16 protein-coding genes and 1 riboswitch are annotated in these 19,417 nt (G+C 62.1%); of the genes, 10 read left to right on the top strand and 6 right to left on the bottom strand.

Features of this window, described 5'->3' with window-relative positions; genetic code table 11:
* The first annotated feature begins 4 nt into the window (after positions 1-4).
* Positions 5-322 (top strand): divalent-cation tolerance protein CutA, encoded by a 318-nt coding sequence (gene cutA / locus RZS28_RS03425; protein WP_407339808.1) that lies wholly within the window; start codon positions 5-7, stop codon positions 320-322.
* An 87-nt stretch (positions 323-409) separates the two neighbouring features.
* Here the strand turns inward: cutA and RZS28_RS03420 are convergent, their stop codons facing one another.
* On the bottom strand, positions 410-1,450 hold the full coding sequence (locus tag RZS28_RS03420) for a cytochrome-c peroxidase (protein WP_407339807.1): 1,041 nt from the start codon (positions 1,448-1,450) through the stop codon (positions 410-412).
* A gap of 267 nt (positions 1,451-1,717) precedes the next feature.
* Here RZS28_RS03420 and pheS point away from each other — a divergent pair, with 267 nt between their 5' ends.
* Together pheS and RZS28_RS03410 are read left to right on the top strand one after the other, a co-directional pair.
* Positions 1,718-2,800, top strand: a complete 1,083-nt coding sequence (pheS, locus tag RZS28_RS03415) for a phenylalanine--tRNA ligase subunit alpha (protein WP_407339806.1) — start codon at positions 1,718-1,720, stop codon at positions 2,798-2,800.
* A gap of 49 nt (positions 2,801-2,849) precedes the next feature.
* Positions 2,850-3,833, top strand: coding sequence for a phosphotransferase enzyme family protein (locus tag RZS28_RS03410; RefSeq protein ID WP_407339805.1), 984 nt, complete (start codon positions 2,850-2,852; stop codon positions 3,831-3,833).
* Here the strand turns inward: RZS28_RS03410 and RZS28_RS03405 are convergent.
* Positions 3,830-4,048 (bottom strand): DUF1674 domain-containing protein, encoded by a 219-nt coding sequence (locus RZS28_RS03405; RefSeq protein WP_407341031.1) that lies wholly within the window; start codon positions 4,046-4,048, stop codon positions 3,830-3,832. The two genes, RZS28_RS03410 and RZS28_RS03405, sit on opposite strands and share 4 nt — an antisense overlap.
* 195 nt (positions 4,049-4,243) lie before the next feature.
* Between RZS28_RS03405 and RZS28_RS03400 the strand changes: the two genes are divergently transcribed.
* The 5 genes from RZS28_RS03400 to RZS28_RS03380 all read left to right on the top strand — a co-directional run bounded on the left by RZS28_RS03400 (position 4,244) and on the right by RZS28_RS03380 (position 9,665).
* Positions 4,244-5,593, top strand: a complete 1,350-nt coding sequence (locus RZS28_RS03400) for an RsmB/NOP family class I SAM-dependent RNA methyltransferase (RefSeq protein WP_407341030.1) — start codon at positions 4,244-4,246, stop codon at positions 5,591-5,593.
* Between the two features lie 134 nt (positions 5,594-5,727).
* Positions 5,728-5,889, top strand: coding sequence for a hypothetical protein (locus tag RZS28_RS03395; RefSeq protein WP_407339804.1), 162 nt, complete (start codon positions 5,728-5,730; stop codon positions 5,887-5,889).
* 74 nt (positions 5,890-5,963) lie between these two features.
* Positions 5,964-7,448 carry a heparinase II/III family protein gene (locus RZS28_RS03390; RefSeq protein WP_407339803.1) on the top strand — a complete coding sequence of 495 codons (1,485 nt, stop codon included), beginning with the start codon at positions 5,964-5,966 and terminating at the stop codon, positions 7,446-7,448.
* A gap of 175 nt (positions 7,449-7,623) precedes the next feature.
* Positions 7,624-7,899 (top strand): aldehyde dehydrogenase, encoded by a 276-nt coding sequence (locus RZS28_RS03385; protein WP_407341029.1) that lies wholly within the window; start codon positions 7,624-7,626, stop codon positions 7,897-7,899.
* A 128-nt stretch (positions 7,900-8,027) separates the two neighbouring features.
* A complete protein-coding gene (locus RZS28_RS03380) occupies positions 8,028-9,665 on the top strand; it encodes a restriction endonuclease (protein WP_407339802.1) in 1,638 nt (545 codons plus the stop codon).
* A gap of 40 nt (positions 9,666-9,705) precedes the next feature.
* Here RZS28_RS03380 and RZS28_RS03375 read toward each other — a convergent pair whose 3' ends face one another.
* Genes RZS28_RS03375 through thiO form a run of 4 tightly spaced genes read right to left on the bottom strand, consistent with a single transcriptional unit; the run spans position 9,706 to position 12,329 of the window.
* The gene (locus RZS28_RS03375; protein WP_407339801.1) at positions 9,706-10,320 is read right to left on the bottom strand and encodes a thiamine phosphate synthase; all 615 of its coding nucleotides are present in this window, start codon (positions 10,318-10,320) and stop codon (positions 9,706-9,708) included.
* Positions 10,313-11,110: a thiazole synthase gene (locus RZS28_RS03370; RefSeq protein ID WP_407339800.1), complete on the bottom strand. Its 798-nt coding sequence runs from the start codon at positions 11,108-11,110 to the stop codon at positions 10,313-10,315. Before RZS28_RS03370 ends, RZS28_RS03375 begins: the two co-directional genes overlap by 8 nt.
* 39 nt (positions 11,111-11,149) lie before the next feature.
* On the bottom strand, positions 11,150-11,347 hold the full coding sequence (gene thiS, locus RZS28_RS03365; RefSeq protein WP_407339799.1) for a sulfur carrier protein ThiS: 198 nt from the start codon (positions 11,345-11,347) through the stop codon (positions 11,150-11,152).
* Positions 11,316-12,329, bottom strand: coding sequence for a glycine oxidase ThiO (thiO, locus tag RZS28_RS03360; protein WP_407339798.1), 1,014 nt, complete (start codon positions 12,327-12,329; stop codon positions 11,316-11,318). The genes thiS and thiO overlap by 32 nt, the downstream gene beginning before the upstream one ends.
* A 67-nt stretch (positions 12,330-12,396) precedes the next feature.
* Positions 12,397-12,519, bottom strand: a riboswitch (TPP riboswitch).
* A gap of 161 nt (positions 12,520-12,680) precedes the next feature.
* Here thiO and addB point away from each other — a divergent pair.
* Together addB and addA are read left to right on the top strand one after the other, a co-directional pair.
* The gene (gene addB, locus RZS28_RS03355) at positions 12,681-15,836 is read left to right on the top strand and encodes a double-strand break repair protein AddB (protein WP_407339797.1); all 3,156 of its coding nucleotides are present in this window, start codon (positions 12,681-12,683) and stop codon (positions 15,834-15,836) included.
* Positions 15,836-19,339: a double-strand break repair helicase AddA gene (gene addA, locus RZS28_RS03350; protein ID WP_407339796.1), complete on the top strand. Its 3,504-nt coding sequence runs from the start codon at positions 15,836-15,838 to the stop codon at positions 19,337-19,339. The genes addB and addA overlap by 1 nt, the downstream gene beginning before the upstream one ends.
* Positions 19,340-19,417 lie beyond the last annotated feature (78 nt).

The raw sequence follows: 19,417 nt of genomic DNA, 5'->3' as shown, positions 1-19,417 counted from the left end.
GACGATGGAAGCGACTTATGCGCTCGTCTTGACGACATGCGGCGATTCCGCAAGCGCGGAGCTGATTGCGACGACGCTCATCGAAAAGCGTCTCGCCGCCTGCGTCCAGATTTTCCCGATCAGCAGTTTCTATGAATGGGAAGGCGCGGTTCAACACGCGCAGGAGCTGATGCTATTTTGCAAGATCAAGAGCATCGACTATGCGGATGTCGAAGCAGCGATCCAAGCGGTGCATAGCTACGCGATCCCGGAGATTGTCCAAGTTGCGATCGAGAAGGGCGCGCAATCCTATCTTTCCTGGATCGCATCGGTCACGCGCTGAGTTGCGTCCTGCTCGACAGTGGGCGCGGGGAGTCCGTGGAGGGGCGATTGGATTGGCCGTCGCGGGGAAGCTGCGGCGGCCGCTCGCTTAAGGCGCGGGTTGAGGCGTGGCCGCGCCATTCGGAGGCAAGGTGGGAAAGGTCACCTTCGGCTGATCGCCGGTCAAGCTGCCAAGGAAGGCGGTCAGCTTGTCGACATCCTCTTTGCTCAGCTGCTCGCCGAGCTGCGTCGCCCCCATCAAGGCGACCGCCTTGCGCAGGTCCCACTCCTTGCCGGTGTGGAAATAGGGCGCGGTCAGCGCAATGTTCCGCAGCGTGGGGACTTTATATACATATTCGTCCTCATCCGCCTTCGTCACCTTGGCGCGGCCCTTATCGTCCGGCGGCAGAAATTCGACGCCGGGCTTCAGGGCCTGTCCGAACCTGGCGTACATGCCGCCGCCGATGTTGATTCCGTTGTGGCAGTCCGCGCAGCCCTTATCCAGGAAAAGCGCCAGCCCCTGCTTTTCAACCGGGGACAAAGCCTTGGCGTCGCCCTTGAGGAAGCGGTCGAAGGGCGCGTTGGGGGTGATCAGCGTGGCTTCGAAAACCGCAATCGCCTTCTGCGCATTGGCCAAGGTGATGGGGGGCGCCTCGCCGGGGAACGCCTTCGCGAAGGCTTCGTGATAGCCGGGAATCGCTTTGAGTAGATCGACCGCGTCGGTTTCCTGCGAGGCCATCTCGATGGGGTTGACGACCGGACCGCCGGCTTGCTCCTCGAGGTCCTTGGCGCGGCCATCCCAGAATTGAGCCAGGTTGAATACCGAATTCAAGACGGTGGGCGCGTTGCGGCCGCCCCGCTGCCAGTGATGGCCTATCGACGTCGGCTGCGCATCGGCCCCGCCGAGCCCTAAATTATGGCAGGAGCTGCAGCTGATCGCGTGACTGGCGGACAGCCGCGGATCGAAATAAAGGGTCTTGCCAAGTTCGACCTTGGCTGGAGATGCGGAGTTTCCTGGCAGCTCTGGCGGCGTCGAGGGGATCGGGCTAAACAATTGCCGGGATCTCGCCAGGAGATCTTCGTCGGCCAATACGGGAGCCGCAAAGGCGCAGCCGAGAGACAGGAACGCAACGACGATCCGGCGCACCATGGCAAGCTCCTTCGATCAGGCTGAAACGCGGCCAGTCTCCTATCGTTGCGGCGCGGCATTGTCAAGGTATAGTCAGCCCGGCCTCGCGGCGTCTCCGGCCCGATGCGGTCCGTTTGCATGGCCGCGATGTCCTATGCCATAGGTCGCGGAACCGCGGCCTCATTGATGTTTGTCTGGGCGTGGCCAATCTCGTCAAAAGATGAAAACGCAAGCGTCGACCCGCTCTCGATATTTTGATCGCCGCCGACCTGAAGAGACCAACGAATCATGTCCGATCTGAAAGCTCTCGAAGCGCAAATCCTGGCCGAAATCGCCGCCGCCGCCGACGAGGCCGCGCTCGAGGCCGTGCGGGTTGCCGCGCTTGGCAAGAAGGGCTCGATTTCGGCGCTGCTTTCGGGGCTCGGCAAGATGGCGCCCGAGGAGCGGAAAGAGCAGGGCGCGGCGATCAATGCGCTCAAGGACGAAGTCAGCGAGGCGTTGGCGGCGAGGCGCGCCGTTTTGAAGGAGGCGGCGCTCGAAGCGCGCCTGAGGGCCGAGACAGTCGACGTCACCTTGCCAGCCCGCGCGCATGGGATCGAGCGTGGCCGCATCCATCCAGTGACGCAAGTGACCGATGAACTCGCCGCCATCTTCGCCGATATGGGCTTCGCCATCGCCGAAGGGCCGGACATCGAATCGGACGACTATAATTTCACCAAGCTGAATTTCCCGCCGGATCATCCCGCGCGCGACATGCACGACACGTTTTTCTTCAACCCGGACGCCGAGGGGCGCCGCAAGGTTTTGCGCACGCACACCAGCCCCGTCCAGGTGCGCACCATGCTGACGCAAAAGCCGCCGATCCGGGTGATTTGCCCGGGCCGCACCTATCGGTGCGATTCAGACCAGACGCATACGCCGATGTTTCACCAGGTCGAAGGCCTCGTCATCGACCGCTCAGCCAATCTCGGCCATCTGAAATGGATCTTGGAGGAGTTCTGCAAGGCCTTCTTCGAGGTCAGCGAAGTGAAAATGCGATTCCGGCCGAGCTATTTTCCCTTCACCGAGCCGTCGATGGAGGTCGATATCCAATGCGCCCGCAAGGACGGCGAGATCCGCTTCGGCGAGGGCGAGGATTGGCTCGAAATTCTCGGCTGCGGCATGGTGCACCCGAATGTGCTGCGCAATTGCGGGCTCGATCCCGATATCTACCAAGGCTTCGCCTGGGGCATAGGAATCGATCGCATCGCCATGTTGAAATATGGCATGCCGGACCTTCGCGCCTTCTTCGAGGCCGACATCCGCTGGCTTACGCATTACGGCTTCCGGCCGCTCGACCTGCCGACCCTGGTCGGAGGTTTAAGCGGATAAGAAAACGCGCGTCGCCGCGGATGCTCGAACTTTGCCGGGAATAGCGCAATTGCAAGGATGGCAAGGAAGCGAGACAGAGGCGAACGCTGAATCGGCGCGCGAAGCCGCTTCGGCTTTCGGCTTTGCGCCATCAATCGAAATGACGAGCCTATGCCCCTATGCGCCGGTTTATCGAATAAAAGCCGAAGGGCAGGATCTTGTCCTGAAGCGCACCGGTTATCCGCGGTCATCCGCAACCGCCATTGCGAACTGGCTTCACGCCTTACGCGACCGTGAGGCGGATGTTGTCGCTCCGGTTCCCGGATATGAGCCGAATCCGCGGGTGATCCATCCTTTCGATAAATGGTCCTGGGTGCTTTACCCTTTCGTCGAAGGGCGCGCCTATGCCCAAACGCCCAGCGATCTACGATCGTCTGGCCGCCTTCTCGGCCAAATTCACGCCAAGGGCGCGGACCTCGGGCGGGGTATGTTCTCCCTGACTGGAATACCTTCGCCAGATCAGCAAAAAGTCGCAACGCATCTCGCGACGTCCGTGGATCAGCTGGCGCAATGGCGTCCCGACGTTGTAAAGATGTTTCAAGACAAAGTTGCAGGACATTTGGAATCTTGCCGTGGCCTTCGCCCTCAAGCCCGTTCTTTACCTTGCGCAGCCGGCAGTTGGGACTTCAAAGCTTCGAATCTTGTGTTTTCGCGAAACGAGGCGGCGATTCTTGTGGATCCCGACCATGCCGGACGGCTGCCAAGAGTCTATGACGCGGCGTGCGCGGCGCTTTTGTTCCATTGCGACTTGCGGCCCTCCCCAAGGACGTTGTGGAGCGCCAACCAATGGAGCGAGTTCTATAGCGGCTATAGCGAGCACATCGTCTGGCTTCCCGAGGAACGCGCGGCTTGGAGCGAGGCCCTGGCCGCCGCTTGGCTTGACGAAGGGCTATGGCTTCTCGCGCATTTCTCGGAAGGGTGGGAGCGCGAGGGGGAAAGACAGTATCTCGTCGATCTCGCTTTGGTGGATTTCGAGAGGTTTCGACTGCCCTAAAAATCGCTGGCGATGCCCTTCACTTCCCAGTCGCCATAGCGCGCCGGGTCCGGACCATCGCGGCCGTTGACCTCCTTAGGCCGCGGGACCGCGGTTTGGGCGGCGAGGCGACGGCGCTCTTCCGCCTCCGCAAGCGCGCGCCGGGCCTCGGGAGACAAAGCCTTGCGAGGCGCCTCCGCCCCTGCTGCTGTCTTCGAATCTTTCGATTCTTCCATTACGATCGCCTCGAAGACGCCCATAAGGTTTTGGATCATGAACAAAACTAAGGATTAACTTTAACCGATCATGCTAGAAATGCCTATGATTCTTCGGCAAAGCCTTCGCAGCGGAGCTAGAATTTGAACGCACCTCCGCGGCCGCCGGCGGACCGGCGGCGGAACCGTAAAGCGACGTTGAGCCGGCCAGGCCAGATCGGCTCCGCGGAGGCGCAAAGACTTGAGGCTGAGCAGCATCCGGGTCTGCCGGTCCGCCTCGCCGCCGCAGCGATTCTGTCCGATATTGTCGCCAAGTCCCATTCGCTCGAGGACTGCTTTTCCGCAGGAGCCATTCCCGCGCGCCTCGGTGGGCTCGACGCGCGCGACATCGCCTTGGCGCGCTCGATCGTGACTGTGGGGCTGCGCAGGCTTGGAACAATTCGCGCTGCGCTCGCCGAATTTCTGGAAAAGGGTTTGCCGCGTCAGGCGGCTCATCTTGAATGGACCTTGATCGCCGCGGCCGCGCAAATTCTTTTCCTCGAAGCGCCCGATCATGCCGCCGTTGACCTCGCCGTCCGCGCGACGCGTCTCGAATCCAAAACCGCGCCCTATGCCGCTCTCGTCAACGCCGTTCTGCGCAATCTCGCGCGCGAGCGGGAGAGGATCCTCGCGCAGAGCGACCCGCTTGATCACGATACTCCGCCTTGGCTTGCGGCGCGCTGGCGAAAGACCTATGGCGAGGATCTGGCGCGGGCCATCGCCGCCGCCAATCGCTGCGAGCCGACGCTCGATCTCACCGTCAAATCGGAGCCGGCGGATTGGGCGGAACGGCTCGGCGCGCGCGTTTTGCCGACCGGATCGCTCCGGCTCTTGACGCATCTGCCGATCGCGGAGCTCCCCGGCTACGCCGACGGCGAATGGTGGGTTCAAGATGCGGCGGCGGCATTGCCGGCGCGGCTCCTTCAGGCTGGGCCGGGCCGGCGGATCGCTGATTTTTGCGCGGCTCCGGGCGGCAAGGCGGCGCAGCTCGCGGCGATGGGCGCCGAAGTTATTGCGATTGACCGTTCGGCCGAAAGATTGAAGCGGCTCGCCGCTAATTTCGCGAGGCTGCGCCTCCATGCCGACGTAATCGTCGCCGATATCGCGACTCTCAAGGCGGCTCCCTTCGACGCCATTCTTGTCGATGCTCCTTGTCTTGCGACCGGAACAATCAGGCGTCACCCTGACATCGCCTGGATCAAGAAGCCGAGCGACATCGTCGCGCTCGCTTTGACCCAGTCGCGCATGCTCGACAAGGCGGTGGAGCTTGTCAAACCGGGTGGAGCGATCGTCTATTGCACCTGTTCGATCGAGCCGGAGGAAGGCGAAATGCAAATCGCCGCTCTTCTTCGGCGCAATCCCGATGTCGCGCGGTTGCCTATTGAAGCCGCGGAGGTTGGCTCATTGCCCGAGATCCTGAACGAAAATGGAGAATTGCGGACTTTGCCGTCGCATCTTCCGGCGGAAGAGCCGCGGCTTTCCGGTCTCGATGGATTTTTCGCAGCCCGCTTGATTCGTCGTGGTTAACAAAGCGGACAGGATTTTCAACGATAACGCAACGTCCTGGGCGCGTCCCGCAAAGTTTCCGCACAAGCTGGGCGCGAAAAAAAGTCCCGGCGCGGCAGTCCGCCGGGCGGCGCGAATTCGAGGAGCTGAACACCGTGGCCGGCGCAATATTCAAGGACCGGTTGCGCGTGGTCGGGCTGCTCGCCACACGGGGGGCGACAATTGTGTGGCGGCGCCTCGTCGCGCCCTTTGCGCGCTGTCGCCGGACTGCGGCGTCGGCCGCCGGAACGGCTGCTGATCGCGCCGCAGGACATTAGAACAAGCGACCCGACGCTCGCGGCCGACATCTACGCCGGTTATTTCGCTTTCGCCGGCAAGATCGTCAATGCGCATGGCCGCTCGCCCTTCGAATTGGAGCCGGGCTCCAGCCGCCTGGGCGCGGGCGCTCGCGAGCTTCAGCTGGCTGCGCCACTTACGCGCCGCCGATACGGCCGTCGCGCGCGCCAACGCCCGTGCGCTTGTCGATGATTTTCTGACCCTCGCGGGGAAACCCAGCCAAAGCCCGGCCTGGGAGCCGCAGGTCGCGGCGCGCCGTCTTCTCGCCTGGCTGTCGCAATCGCCGATCATCCTCGAAGGCGCCGATCGAGCTTTTTACCGCCGCTTCATGAAGGGCATCGGCCGCAGCCAGGCTTTCCTTGAGCGCAAAGTGGCGGAAGGACTAGTCGGCGATCAGCGTCTCCTGGTCGCGATCGCGCTCGCCGAGCTCAGCCTTTGCACGGAGGCGCCGGGCAAAGCGCAGCAGAAAAGCACCAGGCAGCTGGTCGACGAGCTGGAGCGCCAGATTCTTCCCGATGGCGGCCATCTCAGCCGCAATCCTCAGATCCTGATCGACTTGCTTCTCGATTTGCTCCCCTTGCGCCAGGTCTATGCCGCGCGCGGGCTGCAAACGCCGGCCCAGCTCCTCAATGCGATCGACCGGATGATGCCCATGTTGCGCCTGTTCCGGCATGGCGACGGCATGCTCGCTTTGTTCAACGGCATGGGCGTGACGGCGCCGGAGCAGCTCGCGACCGTACTCGCTTATGACGACGTGCGCGCGCAGGCGCTCGCCAACGCGCCGCATTCGGGCTATCAGCGCATCGAGGCGCAGGAAGTAATTTTGGTGATGGATGCCGGCCGGCCGCCGCCGCGGGCGTTTTCCCATCGCGCCCATGCGGGATGCTCATCCTTCGAGTTTTCAGTCGGCGCGCAGCGGCTGGTCATCAATTGCGGCGCGCCCGACGCCAATCGCGCGGCGGCGCGCGAAGCCGCGCGCATGACTGCGGCGCATTCGACGCTTGTGGTCGACGACACGTCCTCATGCCGTTTCGCTTTCCATGCCGGCCTCGGGAAATGGCTCGGCGACGAGATGGTTTCCGGGCCGGATCAAGTCGAGGTCGAACGCCGGGAGCATTCCGCGGCGACCATGGTGATTGTCGCGCATAATGGCTATGAGCCTCGGTTTGGACTCATCCATCAGCGTCGGATCACGCTGCGGAAGGACGGCAAGCAGCTCGAAGGCGCGGATCGTCTGCGCCGCATCGATCCCGCCGGGTCGAGCGAAAGCCACCCTTTCGCTTTGCGCTTTCATATTCATCCATTGGTTCGCTTGAAGCGCGTTCGCGAGGGACGCGCGGTTCTATGCGTCTTGCCCAATGGCCGGCGCTGGCTTTTCGAAACCGCCGACTGGCTTGTCGAAATCGAGGAAAGCATTTTTTTCGCTGCGCCCGATGGTCCGCGCAGCTGCGCCCAAATCGTCATTCACGGCCAGAGCGACAACGATGTGGAAGTCGAATGGAGTTTTCGCCACGTCGAAAAGAAGCGGCCGTCGTCCTGAGGCTCGATCAGCGCCGAAACCCGGCTCCGGCGTGACTATGCGCAGCAAAATGTTTCTCTGGCTCGTTATCTGCTAAGAGGACGCGAACGGCCGCGCTAGAGCGCCGCCAGCGCAGCCAACTCTGGCGCGCAAGCTCGGATCAGAGCGCGAATAGGAGAGATAGACTGTGGCCGAAATGAAATTGGTCGATGAAGCAAACCAAGACGATATGGGGCGAGTGCTCGGCTACTATGTTTATGGCGACACGAAAATCTGGTTCGAGGACGGCAAGGTTCATCGCGCCGACGGGCCGGCGGTGATCTCTCCCGATGGCGTCGAGCGCTGGTATCTTCGCGGCAAGGAAATCACCATCGACGCGCGTTCCTTCTTCAGCGCCAACAAGTGGAGCGTGAAGAAGGGCCTCGACACGCCGGAAAAGCTGGCCGCGTTTCAGGCGGCTTTTTGTAAGTGAGCTTAAGGGTTAAAAAGGGACTGACCATGCATCTGGATTAGACCCGCACTCGGCTTGCGTGTTAAATCCTTAGGCATTTTCTAGATTCTGTTGTATAGTGGTAATTATTTAACAATATTCGAATAAAAATGTACCAAATTGAGATTCGGCACGACGAACTAAATAGATATAGGGTGATTACCGGGCGCGACTCGCGGATAGTCGAGGAAAAAGCTCGTGTTCAGCGATCTGTATGGGCCCAACAATGGGCTGAAAAAGAAGAGCGGAACAAATGGCTCTTTTCAAGAGAAAAAAAGAAGGATGAGGCAGTAAAGAGGACTGCAGAATGCCACGAAATAACTTCTCAGCTTGAGAATATATTGACAAGTTGTATTGAAAGTAAAAATGAAGTTGAATGGGAAAAATTAAAATCTTACGGTGTCTTTGATCAAGTGGCACCAGTGAAGCCGATCTTTCCAGATTTTCCTCTTGAACCGGAATTCGTTCTTAAGCTGAGTTTTTCAGAAAGGCTTATTCCCTTTTTGCGTCGCAGGGCGGAACGGGAAGCTCATCTTCAGCTCAAAGCACAGCAAATGAGATGGGAGCAAGAGTGCGAGAGCCTAAGGCAGCGGGCTGCCGTCGCTACAGCGAGTTACGATTCAAGACAGCGCATCTGGCAAACAGCCCGTGACAAATTCGAAGATGCTCGTCTGGAAAATAACGACGCGGTAGATGATCTTTGCGCCCGCTACAACGGTGGAGATCCAACAGCTATTGAGGAATACTGTGACATCGTTCTGAGCAATTCTGAGTACCCAGATTGCTTTCCGCGGGATTGGATGACAAGTTTTGACTCGGAATCTGCGATACTTGTGGTCGAGTTTAGGCTGCCGTCTCTTGCCGATATGCCGACAGTCAAGGAGGTAAAATACATCGCTTCCCGCGATGTACTCGAAGAGGTCCGTCTCAAGGAAAATTTTATCAGAAGCCTCTACGACTCCGTCGCATATCAAGTGTGTTTACGGACGCTCCACGAGCTGTTTTCTGCCGATAAAATCAAAGTCATAAAATCAATAGTTTTCAATGGCTGGGTCAATTATATTGATATTGCAAATGGCCAGAAAACTCAAGCGTGCATCATTACCGTACAAGCTCTCGCCGAGCAATTCAGAGAGATCAATTTGAGTGCCGTTGATCCGAAGGCCTGCTTCCGCTCACTGAAAGGAATTGGAAGCACAAAATTACACACAATGGTGCCAGTACAGCCCGTGCTTAAACTGAACCGAACAGATCATCGTTTCATTGCGAGCATTGATGTCGTGTCTCGCCTGGAAGAAGGCACGAATCTCGCCGCGATTGGCTGGGAAGAGTTCGAGCATTTGATTCGCGACATCTTTGAGAGAGAATTCTCAAATAGCGGAGGTGAAGTTAAAGTCACTCAAGCGAGTCGAGACGGTGGGGTGGATGCTATAGCGTTTGATCCAGACCCAATTCGAGGCGGGAAAATTGTGATTCAAGCGAAGCGGTACACAAACACTGTTGGTGTCTCTGCCGTCCGTGACCTCTACGGCACAGTAGTCAATGAAGGGGCGACGAAAGGAATCCTCGTTACTACATCTAACTTCGGTCCTGATGCGTATAATTTTGCTAAGGACAAGCCTTTGACGCTCATGGATGGCAATAATTTACTGTTTTTACTCTCGAAACACGGCCACCAAGCTCACATTGATTTGGTGGCTGCGAAGAAGCTTGGCGTGTCGTTGCTGCGAAGCGTGTCAGGCCAATAATCGGGAACTCCACCAGGATCCTTTTTCTGCGAAACGTCTCCTACGCCGCGCTTCCGGCAAATCTCCGCGTCGCCTTCACCCAATCCCGCGCGCGTTGCTCCGGATCGGCGTTGCGCGTGATGTCGGTTACAACCGCCGCGCTGTCGGCGCCGGCTTCGAGCACCCCGGCGACGCGATCCAAGGTCACGCCGCCAATGCCGACGAGCGGGATCTTGCCGATCTTCCGCTTCCATTCGGCGAGCCGGGGCAGGCCCTGCGGCGCGAAAGCCATTTGCTTCAGGATCGTTGGATAGATCGGCCCGAGCGCGACGTAATCGGGCTCGGTTTCCAGCGCGCGGGCAAGCTCCGCCTCGTCGTGAGTGGACACCCCTAGTTTCAGCCCGGCGCGGCGGATGGCGGGCAAATCGGCCGTATCGAGATCGGTTTGGCCGAGATGGATGAAATCGCAGCCGGCGTCGATCGCCTCGCGCCAATAGTCATTGACGATGAGCTGCGCCCCGGCCGCCGCGCAACGCGCCTTGGCCTCTGCGATCTCGGCTCTGACGCTTGCCTCAGGCGCGTCCTTGACGCGCAATTGCACGAGCCGCACGCCGCAGGGCAAAAGCCGGGCGATCCAGGCGGCGCTGTCGACGATCAGATAGAATGGGTCAAGCACGGGCGAGATCGGTGAAAGGCCTTCCGATCACCGGAGTCGAAGGCGTCGCCATGTCGCGCGGCTCGATCGGATCGGCGAGATGGCCGAGGCGTCCAGCCTCGACGGCGAGAGCAAAGGCGCGGGCCATCGCCGCAGGGTCGCCCGCCTTGGCGATGGCGGTATTGAGCAGGACGGCGTCATAGCCCAGTTCCATCGCCGCCGCCGCATGAGACGGCGTTCCAATCCCGGCGTCGACGATCAGCGGAACATGCGGGAAATGCGCCCGCAAAGCCCTCAGGCCATAGGCGTTATTGAGACCGCGCCCGGAGCCGATCGGAGCGCCCCAAGGCATCAGAACCTCGCAGCCCGCGCCGAGAAGCCTTTCGGCGACGACGAGATCCTCGGTCGTATAAGGGAAGACCTGAAAGCCGTCCCGCGAGAGGATTGCGGCGGCCTCGACAAGGCCAAAAACATCCGGCTGCAATGTGTCTTCTTCGCCAATGACTTCCAGCTTGATCCAGGGCGTGTCGAAGACCTCGCGCGCCATTTCGGCTGTCGTCACCGCTTCCTTCACCGTCCGGCAGCCGGCCGTATTCGGCAGAACCCGGACGCCGAGTTCGCGGATCAGCGACCAGAAATTTTCCCCCGCGCGGCTCGCCCCGGATTCGCGCCGCAGCGAGACCGTTACGATCTCGGCTTTCGCCGCCGCGATCGCTTTTGCTAGAATGGCGGGCGAAGGATATTGCGCGGTTCCGACAATGAGGCGCGAGGCGAGCGCAACGCCATAAAAAGTGAGACCATCAGAGTCCATTTCGGCTCCTTTTCAGCCTGGCCTTTTCAGCCTGACTTTTTAGCCCCCTTGGCGCGGCGTGAGGATTTCCACCGCGTCGCCCTCTTTCAATCGGGCCTGATGGCGGTCGGACTTGCGCACGAAAGCCTGATTAAGCGCGGTCGCGACGGCCAGATCCTCGAAATCGAGCTCACGGAGGAGGGCGGCGAGCGTCGTCGCCGCGACGTCACGCGCTTCGCCGTTGACCTGGATCCGCATCCATCACCTCTGGAAATATTGCGCCTTCGAGCGCGAGCCGGACGACCCGGCGCGCCATCGCGGGCGCAAGCAAGAATCCGTGCCGATAGAGGCCATTGACGTAAATGGTCCGGCCGTCTTGGCGTAGGCGCGGAAGATTATCCCGGAAAGCCGGACGCACGCCTGCGCCCGTCTCGACGATCTCAGCTTCGCCGAACGCGGGATGAACCGTATAGGCCGCGCCAAGAAGCTCGAGCATCCCCCGCGCAGTGACGCGGCCGGGCTCGTCATTTTCAATCATTGTCGCGCCAATCATGAAGCGCCCATCGCCGCGCGGAACGATATAGACCGGATGGCGGGGATGAATGAGCCGCACCGGCCGCGCGAGCGTGACCTCAGATGTGGCGAGTACGAGCATTTCGCCCTTGACGCCGCGCAGATCGGGCAGGGCGTCGCGCCCGTCAAAACCGCGACAATCGATCGTCCAATCGGCTTCCTTGTCGCGTAGAGAATTGGCGTCGACGCCATAGCGCAACGCGACATTATCGAGCTCGGCAAGCCGGGCCGCGAGCGCCGTCATGGCCGCGCGGGGGTCGAGATGGGCTTCGCGCGGAAAAAACAAGGCTTGTTCGAAGCGCCCCGCGAGATCAGGCTCAAGCGCCGCGATAGCCGCAGCGTCCAGGCGCTCGAACCCGCTGGTGCGGCGGGCGAAACGGGCAAGCTCCGGCCGGTCGCGCGCGGGCGTCAGGACAAGCGAGCCCTGCGTTGTCGCGACAGGCGCGGTTTCGGTCCAGAAGCGAAGCGATTCAATGCCGAGATCGACGACGCAGGGCTCCGCGCTTTCCGCCTCGCACCAGGGCGCGAGCATGCCGCCGGCGAGATAGGAGCAGCCGAGTCCCGGCCCCTCGCGGCGCTCGATCACTTCGACCTCGCAGCCCGCGCGGGCGAATTCAAACGCGCTGGTCAGCCCTGCGACGCCGGCGCCGATGATGCGGATGCGCATGGGCTTAAATCCCGGCGCCCAGCCGAGGCTGAGCAGATAGAGCGCGAGCGGGAAAAATGTGGAAAGGTCTGATCGACATCACCATCCCTACGCCAGTGCGAACTGGATCAGGTTCGAAGGGTCGCTGGGCCGCTCTCAAAAAGCGTTGCCAGCCTCTCAGCCCCCTGCCGGGGATCCCCTAGGTTTGCAGTAGCTTAAGTAGGCTCCGTCAGCGCGTGCGTCAAGGAGCATCGCTTTGCCTAGCCGCTGCTGCGGGTGGTGGATAAGCCCGCTGGCCGCAGTAGGATGCGAAGCACGCAAGTCATATGATGGACGTCTCCATGCGTGGTTCACACATTGGTCGAAACTCACATGCTGCAGCCAAACGTCTTCACCATAGCGCCGGGCGCGCCCTTCCTGAAAACCTTCGCCGCAGCGCTTTTCGAAGGCCGCGTCGTCGAGGGGTTTTCGAAGGGCCTCGGCCCGCTCGAAATGGCGGCGGCGACGATCTATGTGCCGACAAGGCGCGCGGCCCGCGCTTTGGCGGATGAACTTGCGGGCGCGTTAAATCGCTCGGCGACGCTTCTGCCGCGCATCCTGCCGCTCGGCGCGCTGGAGGAGACGGAGACTGGCCTCATCTTCGCCGAGGCGGCGCAGGACCTTGGGCAAGATCCGGTCGGCGACCTGCCAATGGCCGCGAGCGAGATCGCGCGGCGCATGCAGCTTGCCGAGCTGATCCTGGCTTGGGCGCGCGCCTTGCGCCACGCCATCGTCTCGATCGATCCGCACGGCCAATATGAGACCGATTCACGCGAGTCTTGTCTTGTCGCGACCACGGCGGCCGACGCCTGGCATTTGTCCGGCGAGCTTGCCGGCCTCATCGACGAATTGATCATCGAGGACGTGGCCTGGGAGCGGCTCGATCCTCTGGTTCTGCCCGAGTTCGACCCCTATTGGCGCATCACCCTCGATTTCCTCAATATAGCCATCGAGCACTGGCCGAATATCCTTGCGCGGCAAGGCTTGGTCGACAAGGCCCGGCGTCAGGTCGCGCTTATCGAGCGGCAGAGCCAAATTCTGCGCGACGGGGGAGCGGGCGGACCTGTCATCGCCATAGGCTCGACCGGCTCCAATCGCGCGACCGCGCGGCTTCTCGCGGCGATCGCCCGGGCGCCAATGGGCGCGGTCGTGCTCCCCGGTCTTGATCAGGATCTCGACAATGAGGCTTTCGCGCTGATCGCGGGCGACGCCAAGGAAGGGGTCGAAGCCTCGTTCACGCATCCGCAGGCGGCGCTCTGCCGCCTTCTTTCGGTTCTCCAAGTCAGGCGCGAGGAGGTTCAGTCTCTCGGCGAGGTCTCGCGCTTGGGCGCGGCGCGCGGCAGGTTCGTTTCGCAAGCTCTGCGTCCGGCAGAGACAACCGACGCATGGATCGCCTATCGCGCGGGCGTCGACGCCGCCGAACTTGACGCCGCCCTGGAAGGCGTCGCCATGATCGAAGCGGCCGACGAGCGGGAGGAAGCGCTCGCGCTCGCGATCGTCCTGCGCGGCGTGTTGGAGACGCCTGGCGAGACGGCGGCCCTGGTGACGCCCGACCGCGAGCTTGCGCGCCGGGTTCGCGCGGACTTGCTGCGCTGGGGCGTCGATGTGGATGATTCTGGCGGCGAGCCTTTGAGCGCTAGCCCTTACGGCGTTCTTGCGCGGCTCGCCATAGCTTGCGCCGCAAGCGGGATGACGGCGGAGAGCCTCGCCGCTCTCCTGGCTCACCCGCAGGCGCGGCTTGGATATTCGCGTGAGGATCTGGCCCGTCTCGGGGCGCTTTTCGAAATCGGCGTCTTGCGGTCGCCTCGCGCCGCAGGCGGCCTCGCCGAGCCCATTCTCAGGTCGCCGCAGGACATGATCGCAGCGGCGCGAAATGAGGCTCTGGAGCGTTTCGCGCACCCCGCCAAGCGGCGGATCACAGAGGCCGAATGGGCAGGCTTGCAAGACCTCCTCGTCCGACTTGGCGCGGAGTTTAGGCCGATCCTCGACTTGCGCGGCGAGCACGATCTGAAAGCCTGGGTCGCCGCGCATCGCGCCGTGATCAAGGGGATTGCACGCGGCGGGGACGGCGCCGACCATGGCGAAGATCGCGAGGCCTTGGACGCTTTGTTCGATGAGCTTGCGCGCTGCGCGACTGCCGGCATGTGTTTCGACGCGGAGTCTTACGGATTCTTCTTTGCCGCTGTCGCACGCGAGGTTGCATTGCGTGGGCCAAGGAACGCGCATCCCCGCCTAAAAATCTTCGGGCTTCTCGAAGCTCGCCTCATGGAGGCGGATGTGGTGCTGCTCGGCGGCCTCGACGAGACGGTCTGGCCGCCGCAGGCGCAGACCGACGCTTTTCTCAATCGTCCGATGCGCGTCGCTTTGGGCCTGACGCCGCCTGAGCGCAAGCTCGGCCAGACGGCGCATGATTTCGCTCAAGCTCTCGGGCATAGCAGAGTGATCATGTCCCGCGCGGCCAAGCGCGGCGGCGCGCCGACCACGCCCTCCAGATTCATCCAGCGCATGACGGCGCTGGGCGACGCCGCGTGGAGCGCGTGCGCAGCGCGCGGAAAGATCTATCTGGACCTCGCGCGGGCGATCGACCGTCCTGCCCAAGCCGCAGCGCAAATCAAGAGGCCGATGCCGCGGCCGCAGCTCGATCTACGGCCAAAAAAACTCAGCGTCACCCGCGTCGAGACGCTGCGGCGCGATCCTTACGCCATCTACGCCGAAATGATTCTGGGGCTTGCGGCGCTCGAGCCTCTCGGCGGCGCGGTGGGGCCAGCCGAGTTCGGCAGCGCGGTCCATGCCGCGCTGGAGCGCTTTGTCGCGGCTTTTCCCAGCGGGCCATTGCCGAGTGGAGCGCGCGAAAAACTTTGCGCAATATTGCGCGAAGGGCTCGCCGCCAATCTCGAAGATCCGGTTTTCTTGGCCTTGCAATGGCCGCGGCTCGAGAAGACGATCGATTTCTATCTCGGTTTCGAAGCGCGGCGGCGCGACGATATAAGGGAGATCAAGACCGAGATCGACGGCAAGCTTGCGATAGATCTTGCCGACGCTTCGGTCTTTACCTTGACCGCCCGCGCTGATCGCATTGAACTCAGACGCGATGGCGGCGTGACCCTCGTCGACTACAAGACCGGGACGCCGCCGGGAAAGCAGGAAATTCTTGTAGGCTTTGCGCCGCAGCTCACGCTCGAAGCCGCGATGGCGCAGAGAGGCGCCTTCAGCCTCGGCGTTAAGATAAATTCGATCGAGGCGCTCTACCTCAAGCTCGGCGGCGCCGATGGCGGCAAGGAAACCCAGGTCGATTTCAAGGATGCTGATTTCGCCGAGGTCGCCGCAAGGCACTATGCCGGCCTTGTCGATTTGCTCAATCAGTTCCGCGACCCGGAGACTGCCTATCCGCCGCGTCCGTTCCCAAAATTTTCCGCGCGCTACAACGCCTATGATCATCTGGCGCGCGTAAAGGAATGGTCGCTCGGCGGCGCGGAGGGCGGCGATTAATGTCGCATTTCGAGATTCCGCCGCATACGTTGCGACGCCAGCATGAGGCGTCGAATCCGGCCTCCTCCATTTGGGTCTCGGCCAATGCCGGATCGGGCAAGACGCATGTGCTCGCGCAACGCGTCATGCGGCTTCTTCTTAAAGGCGTCCCGCCGTCAAAGATCCTCTGCCTCACCTTCACCAAGGCAGCGGCGGCGAATATGGCCGGCCGCGTGTTCGATGCGCTCGCCGTTTGGACGCGTCTTGACGATAAGGAGCTTCGCGAGGCGATCGTGGCCACCGGAGCGCCTACGCCGACGGCGGCGGATTTGATCGTCGCGCGGCGGCTCTTCGCCCGCGCGGTCGAGACCCCGGGCGGATTGAAAATTCAAACGATCCACGCCTTTTGCGAAAGGCTGCTTCATCTGTTTCCATTCGAGGCGAATGCGCCTTCGCGCTTTGAAGTCGCCGACGACGCGCGCCAAGCGGAGCTTTTGCTGCGCGCGCGGCGCGAGATCCTCGCCGAGGCGATGACGGATCTGCGCGGCCTTGGCCCGAAGCTTCAACGCATCGCGGATGAATGCGGCGCAAATGATTTTCCGAATCTGATCAAGGAGGCGATGGGGCATCGCGCGCTTTTTCGAGGGCGTTTGCGGCAAGATCCCGAGCTCGCCTTGCGCCGCGCGCTCGGCCTCGATCCCAGCTGCAGCGCTGCGCAGATCGATCGAGAGATGATCGAACAAGGTTTTGCGCCGGAGCGCTGGAGCGAGATCGCAGGCTTTCTCGATCAAGGCAAGAAGACCGATCAGGAGAGAGCTCGGCTGCTTTGGCGGGCGGCCTCGGCCTATGAGCAGCGACGCTCCGACGACGATTTGGAAGCCTGCATCGTCTCATATCTGGCTGCTTTTTTCACCGAGAAAGGGAAGGGCGGCAAAACCAGGAATCTTCTAACCAGTGGCCTCGCCAGCGAGCGGCCGCACATCGCGGACCTGCTTTACGCCGAGCAGGAGCGTCTCGACCCTCTTCGGGCGGCGCGAAACGCGGCGGCGGCCTTCGAACGCGGCGTTTCGCTGATCGCCATCGTCGACGCCATCTTCAAACGCTACGAGGCGATGAAGGCCGCGCGCGGGGTTCTCGATTTCGACGACCTCATCGAGCGGACCTTGGCTCTGCTGGAGCGCTCGGACGCGCGCTGGGTGCTCTACAAGCTCGACGCCGGCATCGACCATATTCTCGTCGATGAAGCTCAAGACACGAGCGCGGCGCAGTGGAAAATTCTTGAAGAGCTTACGAGCGATTTCGCGACCGGCGAGGCGCGAAGCGGAGCCCGGCGCACATTCTTCGCGGTCGGCGACGAGAAGCAGTCGATCTTCTCGTTCCAAGGCGCGGCGCCGCATATGTTCGGCGAGATGCGGCGAAAGTTCGAAACAAAATTCAGGAGCGGCGCGGAAAGCTTCGCTCATGTGCGGCTAACCCAATCGTTTCGCTCCGTGCCCGGCGTGCTCTCGGCGATCGACAAGGTTTTCGAGCGCGACGGACATCAAGGCGGGCTTGTCGCCGCCAATGACGTTTGGATGCCGCATGAGGCCTTGAAGCAGCAGCTTCCCGGCCTGGTCGAAATCTGGCCGTTGGTCGGCGTTCAATCGCGCGAGGACCCGCGCGACTGGCGGCTGCCGCTCGATCTTCTCGACGCCAAGGACCCGGCGAGCCTCGTGGCGGAGCGCATTGCGCAGAAGATCGCGCGGCTCATCGCCGATGGCTCCGACGAATATGTCTATGACGGCCGGACACGCCGGCTGCGTCCAGTTCGCGCCGGCGATATTATGATTCTGGTTCGCAGGCGCGACGCATTTTTCGAGGCCGTGATCCGCGCCCTGAAGCGCAGCAAGGTTCCGGTCGCGGGCGCCGACCGGCTTGAGCTCGCCGAGCATATCGCGGTCAAGGATCTTATCGCCGCGGGGCGCGCGGCGCTGCTTGCGGAAGACGATCTCAATCTCGCCTGCGTCTTGAAATCGCCCTTGATCGGCCTCGACGACGATGATCTCCTGGCGATTGCCCCTGGTCGTGGCGGCGGCCTTTTCGAGGCGCTTGCCGGCTCCGCTGACGCGCGCTGTGTCGAGGCTTACGCGAAGATCGCCCGCTGGCGCGAACGCGCCGCATCGAGCCCTTTCGCCTTTTATTCGCGCCTGCTTGGCGAGGAGGGCGGGCGCCGCGCGATTGCCGCGCGGCTAGGCCCAGAAGCCGGCGATGCGATAGATGAGTTTCTGCGCCTCGCCCTGGCCCATGAAGAGGAGGCGGCGCCTTCGCTTGTGACTTTCCTGAATGATCTTGAAGCGATGGATTGCTCGATCAAACGCGACATGGAGACCGGCCTCGACGTCGTGCGCGTGATGACCGTGCATGCGGCCAAGGGGCTTGAAGCGAAGATCGTGTTTCTTCCCGATACCTGCAGCGCGCCATCGCCGCATCACGAGCCGAAAGTCTACGCTCTCGACTCTGGATTTGGCGAGGCTTCGATCATCGCCTGGTCGCCGCGCCGGGACGCGGATTGCCCCGCGATCGAGGCCGCGCGCGAAAGGATGCGGGAGGCTGCGGCGGACGAATACCGGCGCCTTCTCTATGTCGCTTTGACCCGCGCCGAGGAGCGGCTCTACATCGCCGGTTTCCATGGCGCGAACAAGCCGAACGCAGCCTGCTGGGCGGCAATGATCGAAGCCGCTCTCGCGAGTGGCGACGATATTGAAAGCGCGCCGGCCTTCTGGGACGCGGAGGAAAAAATCCTGCGCCGCGTGACGCGGGGCAGCGTGCGGCCGGCTGACGATGTTGCGGATGCGACGCAGGATAACGCGACCGCAGATGCGCCGGACTGGCTTTGGCGCGCCGTCGGTCCGGAGTCGAATGCGCCGCCGCCGGTTCGTCCTTCGAGCGCGCTTGCGGCGGCAGACCGGCTGAACGAAACGAGACTGCCGCAGGCGAGGCGAGAGGCGTTGCGGCGCGGCTCGCTCCTACATGTTCTTTTGCAATATTTGCCGGGGGTCGCGCCGGAGCATAGGCGCAAGGCCGCGCTGGCTTTTCTCTCCGCCCGCGCGGACGATCTCGATGGCCAGGTCAGACAAAGCCTTGCCGATTCGGCTTTGGGGGTGATCGAAATGCCGGCGCTTGCCGATCTTTTTAGGCCTGGTTCGAGAGCCGAAGTCTCTGTCGCCGGGGGAGTGACGCCCGCGTCGGGGTCTTGCATTGACGTTGCCGGTCAGGTCGATCGGATCGGCGAGACGGCGAACGAGGTTCTCGTCGCTGATTTCAAGACCGGCGCGCCCTGCGCCGCCGCCGAGACGCCGGCGGCCTATCTTGTGCAGATGGCGCTTTATCGCGCTGTCCTCGCCCCGCTCTGGCCAAATAAGCGGTTGCGAATGATGCTGATCTGGACGGCCGGCCCGCTAGTCGCATCCCTGGATGAGGCGGATCTCGACGCCGCTCTGGCGGGTTTCATGGCCGGTCAGGCGCGCCTGTCGAGCACGGCTTGACGCGAGACCATGGCCTTCTTACGTTGCAGGGCGGAAATGCGGCGGGTATTGTCCCGCGCCTCAGGAATTACGAGAGAC

It is taken from the genome of Methylocapsa polymorpha, from assembly GCF_045689225.1.
Lineage (GTDB): Bacteria > Pseudomonadota > Alphaproteobacteria > Rhizobiales > Beijerinckiaceae > Methylocapsa > Methylocapsa polymorpha.
Note: the sequence above shows the minus strand (reverse complement) of the source record. Positions and strands in the feature narration are given on the sequence as shown.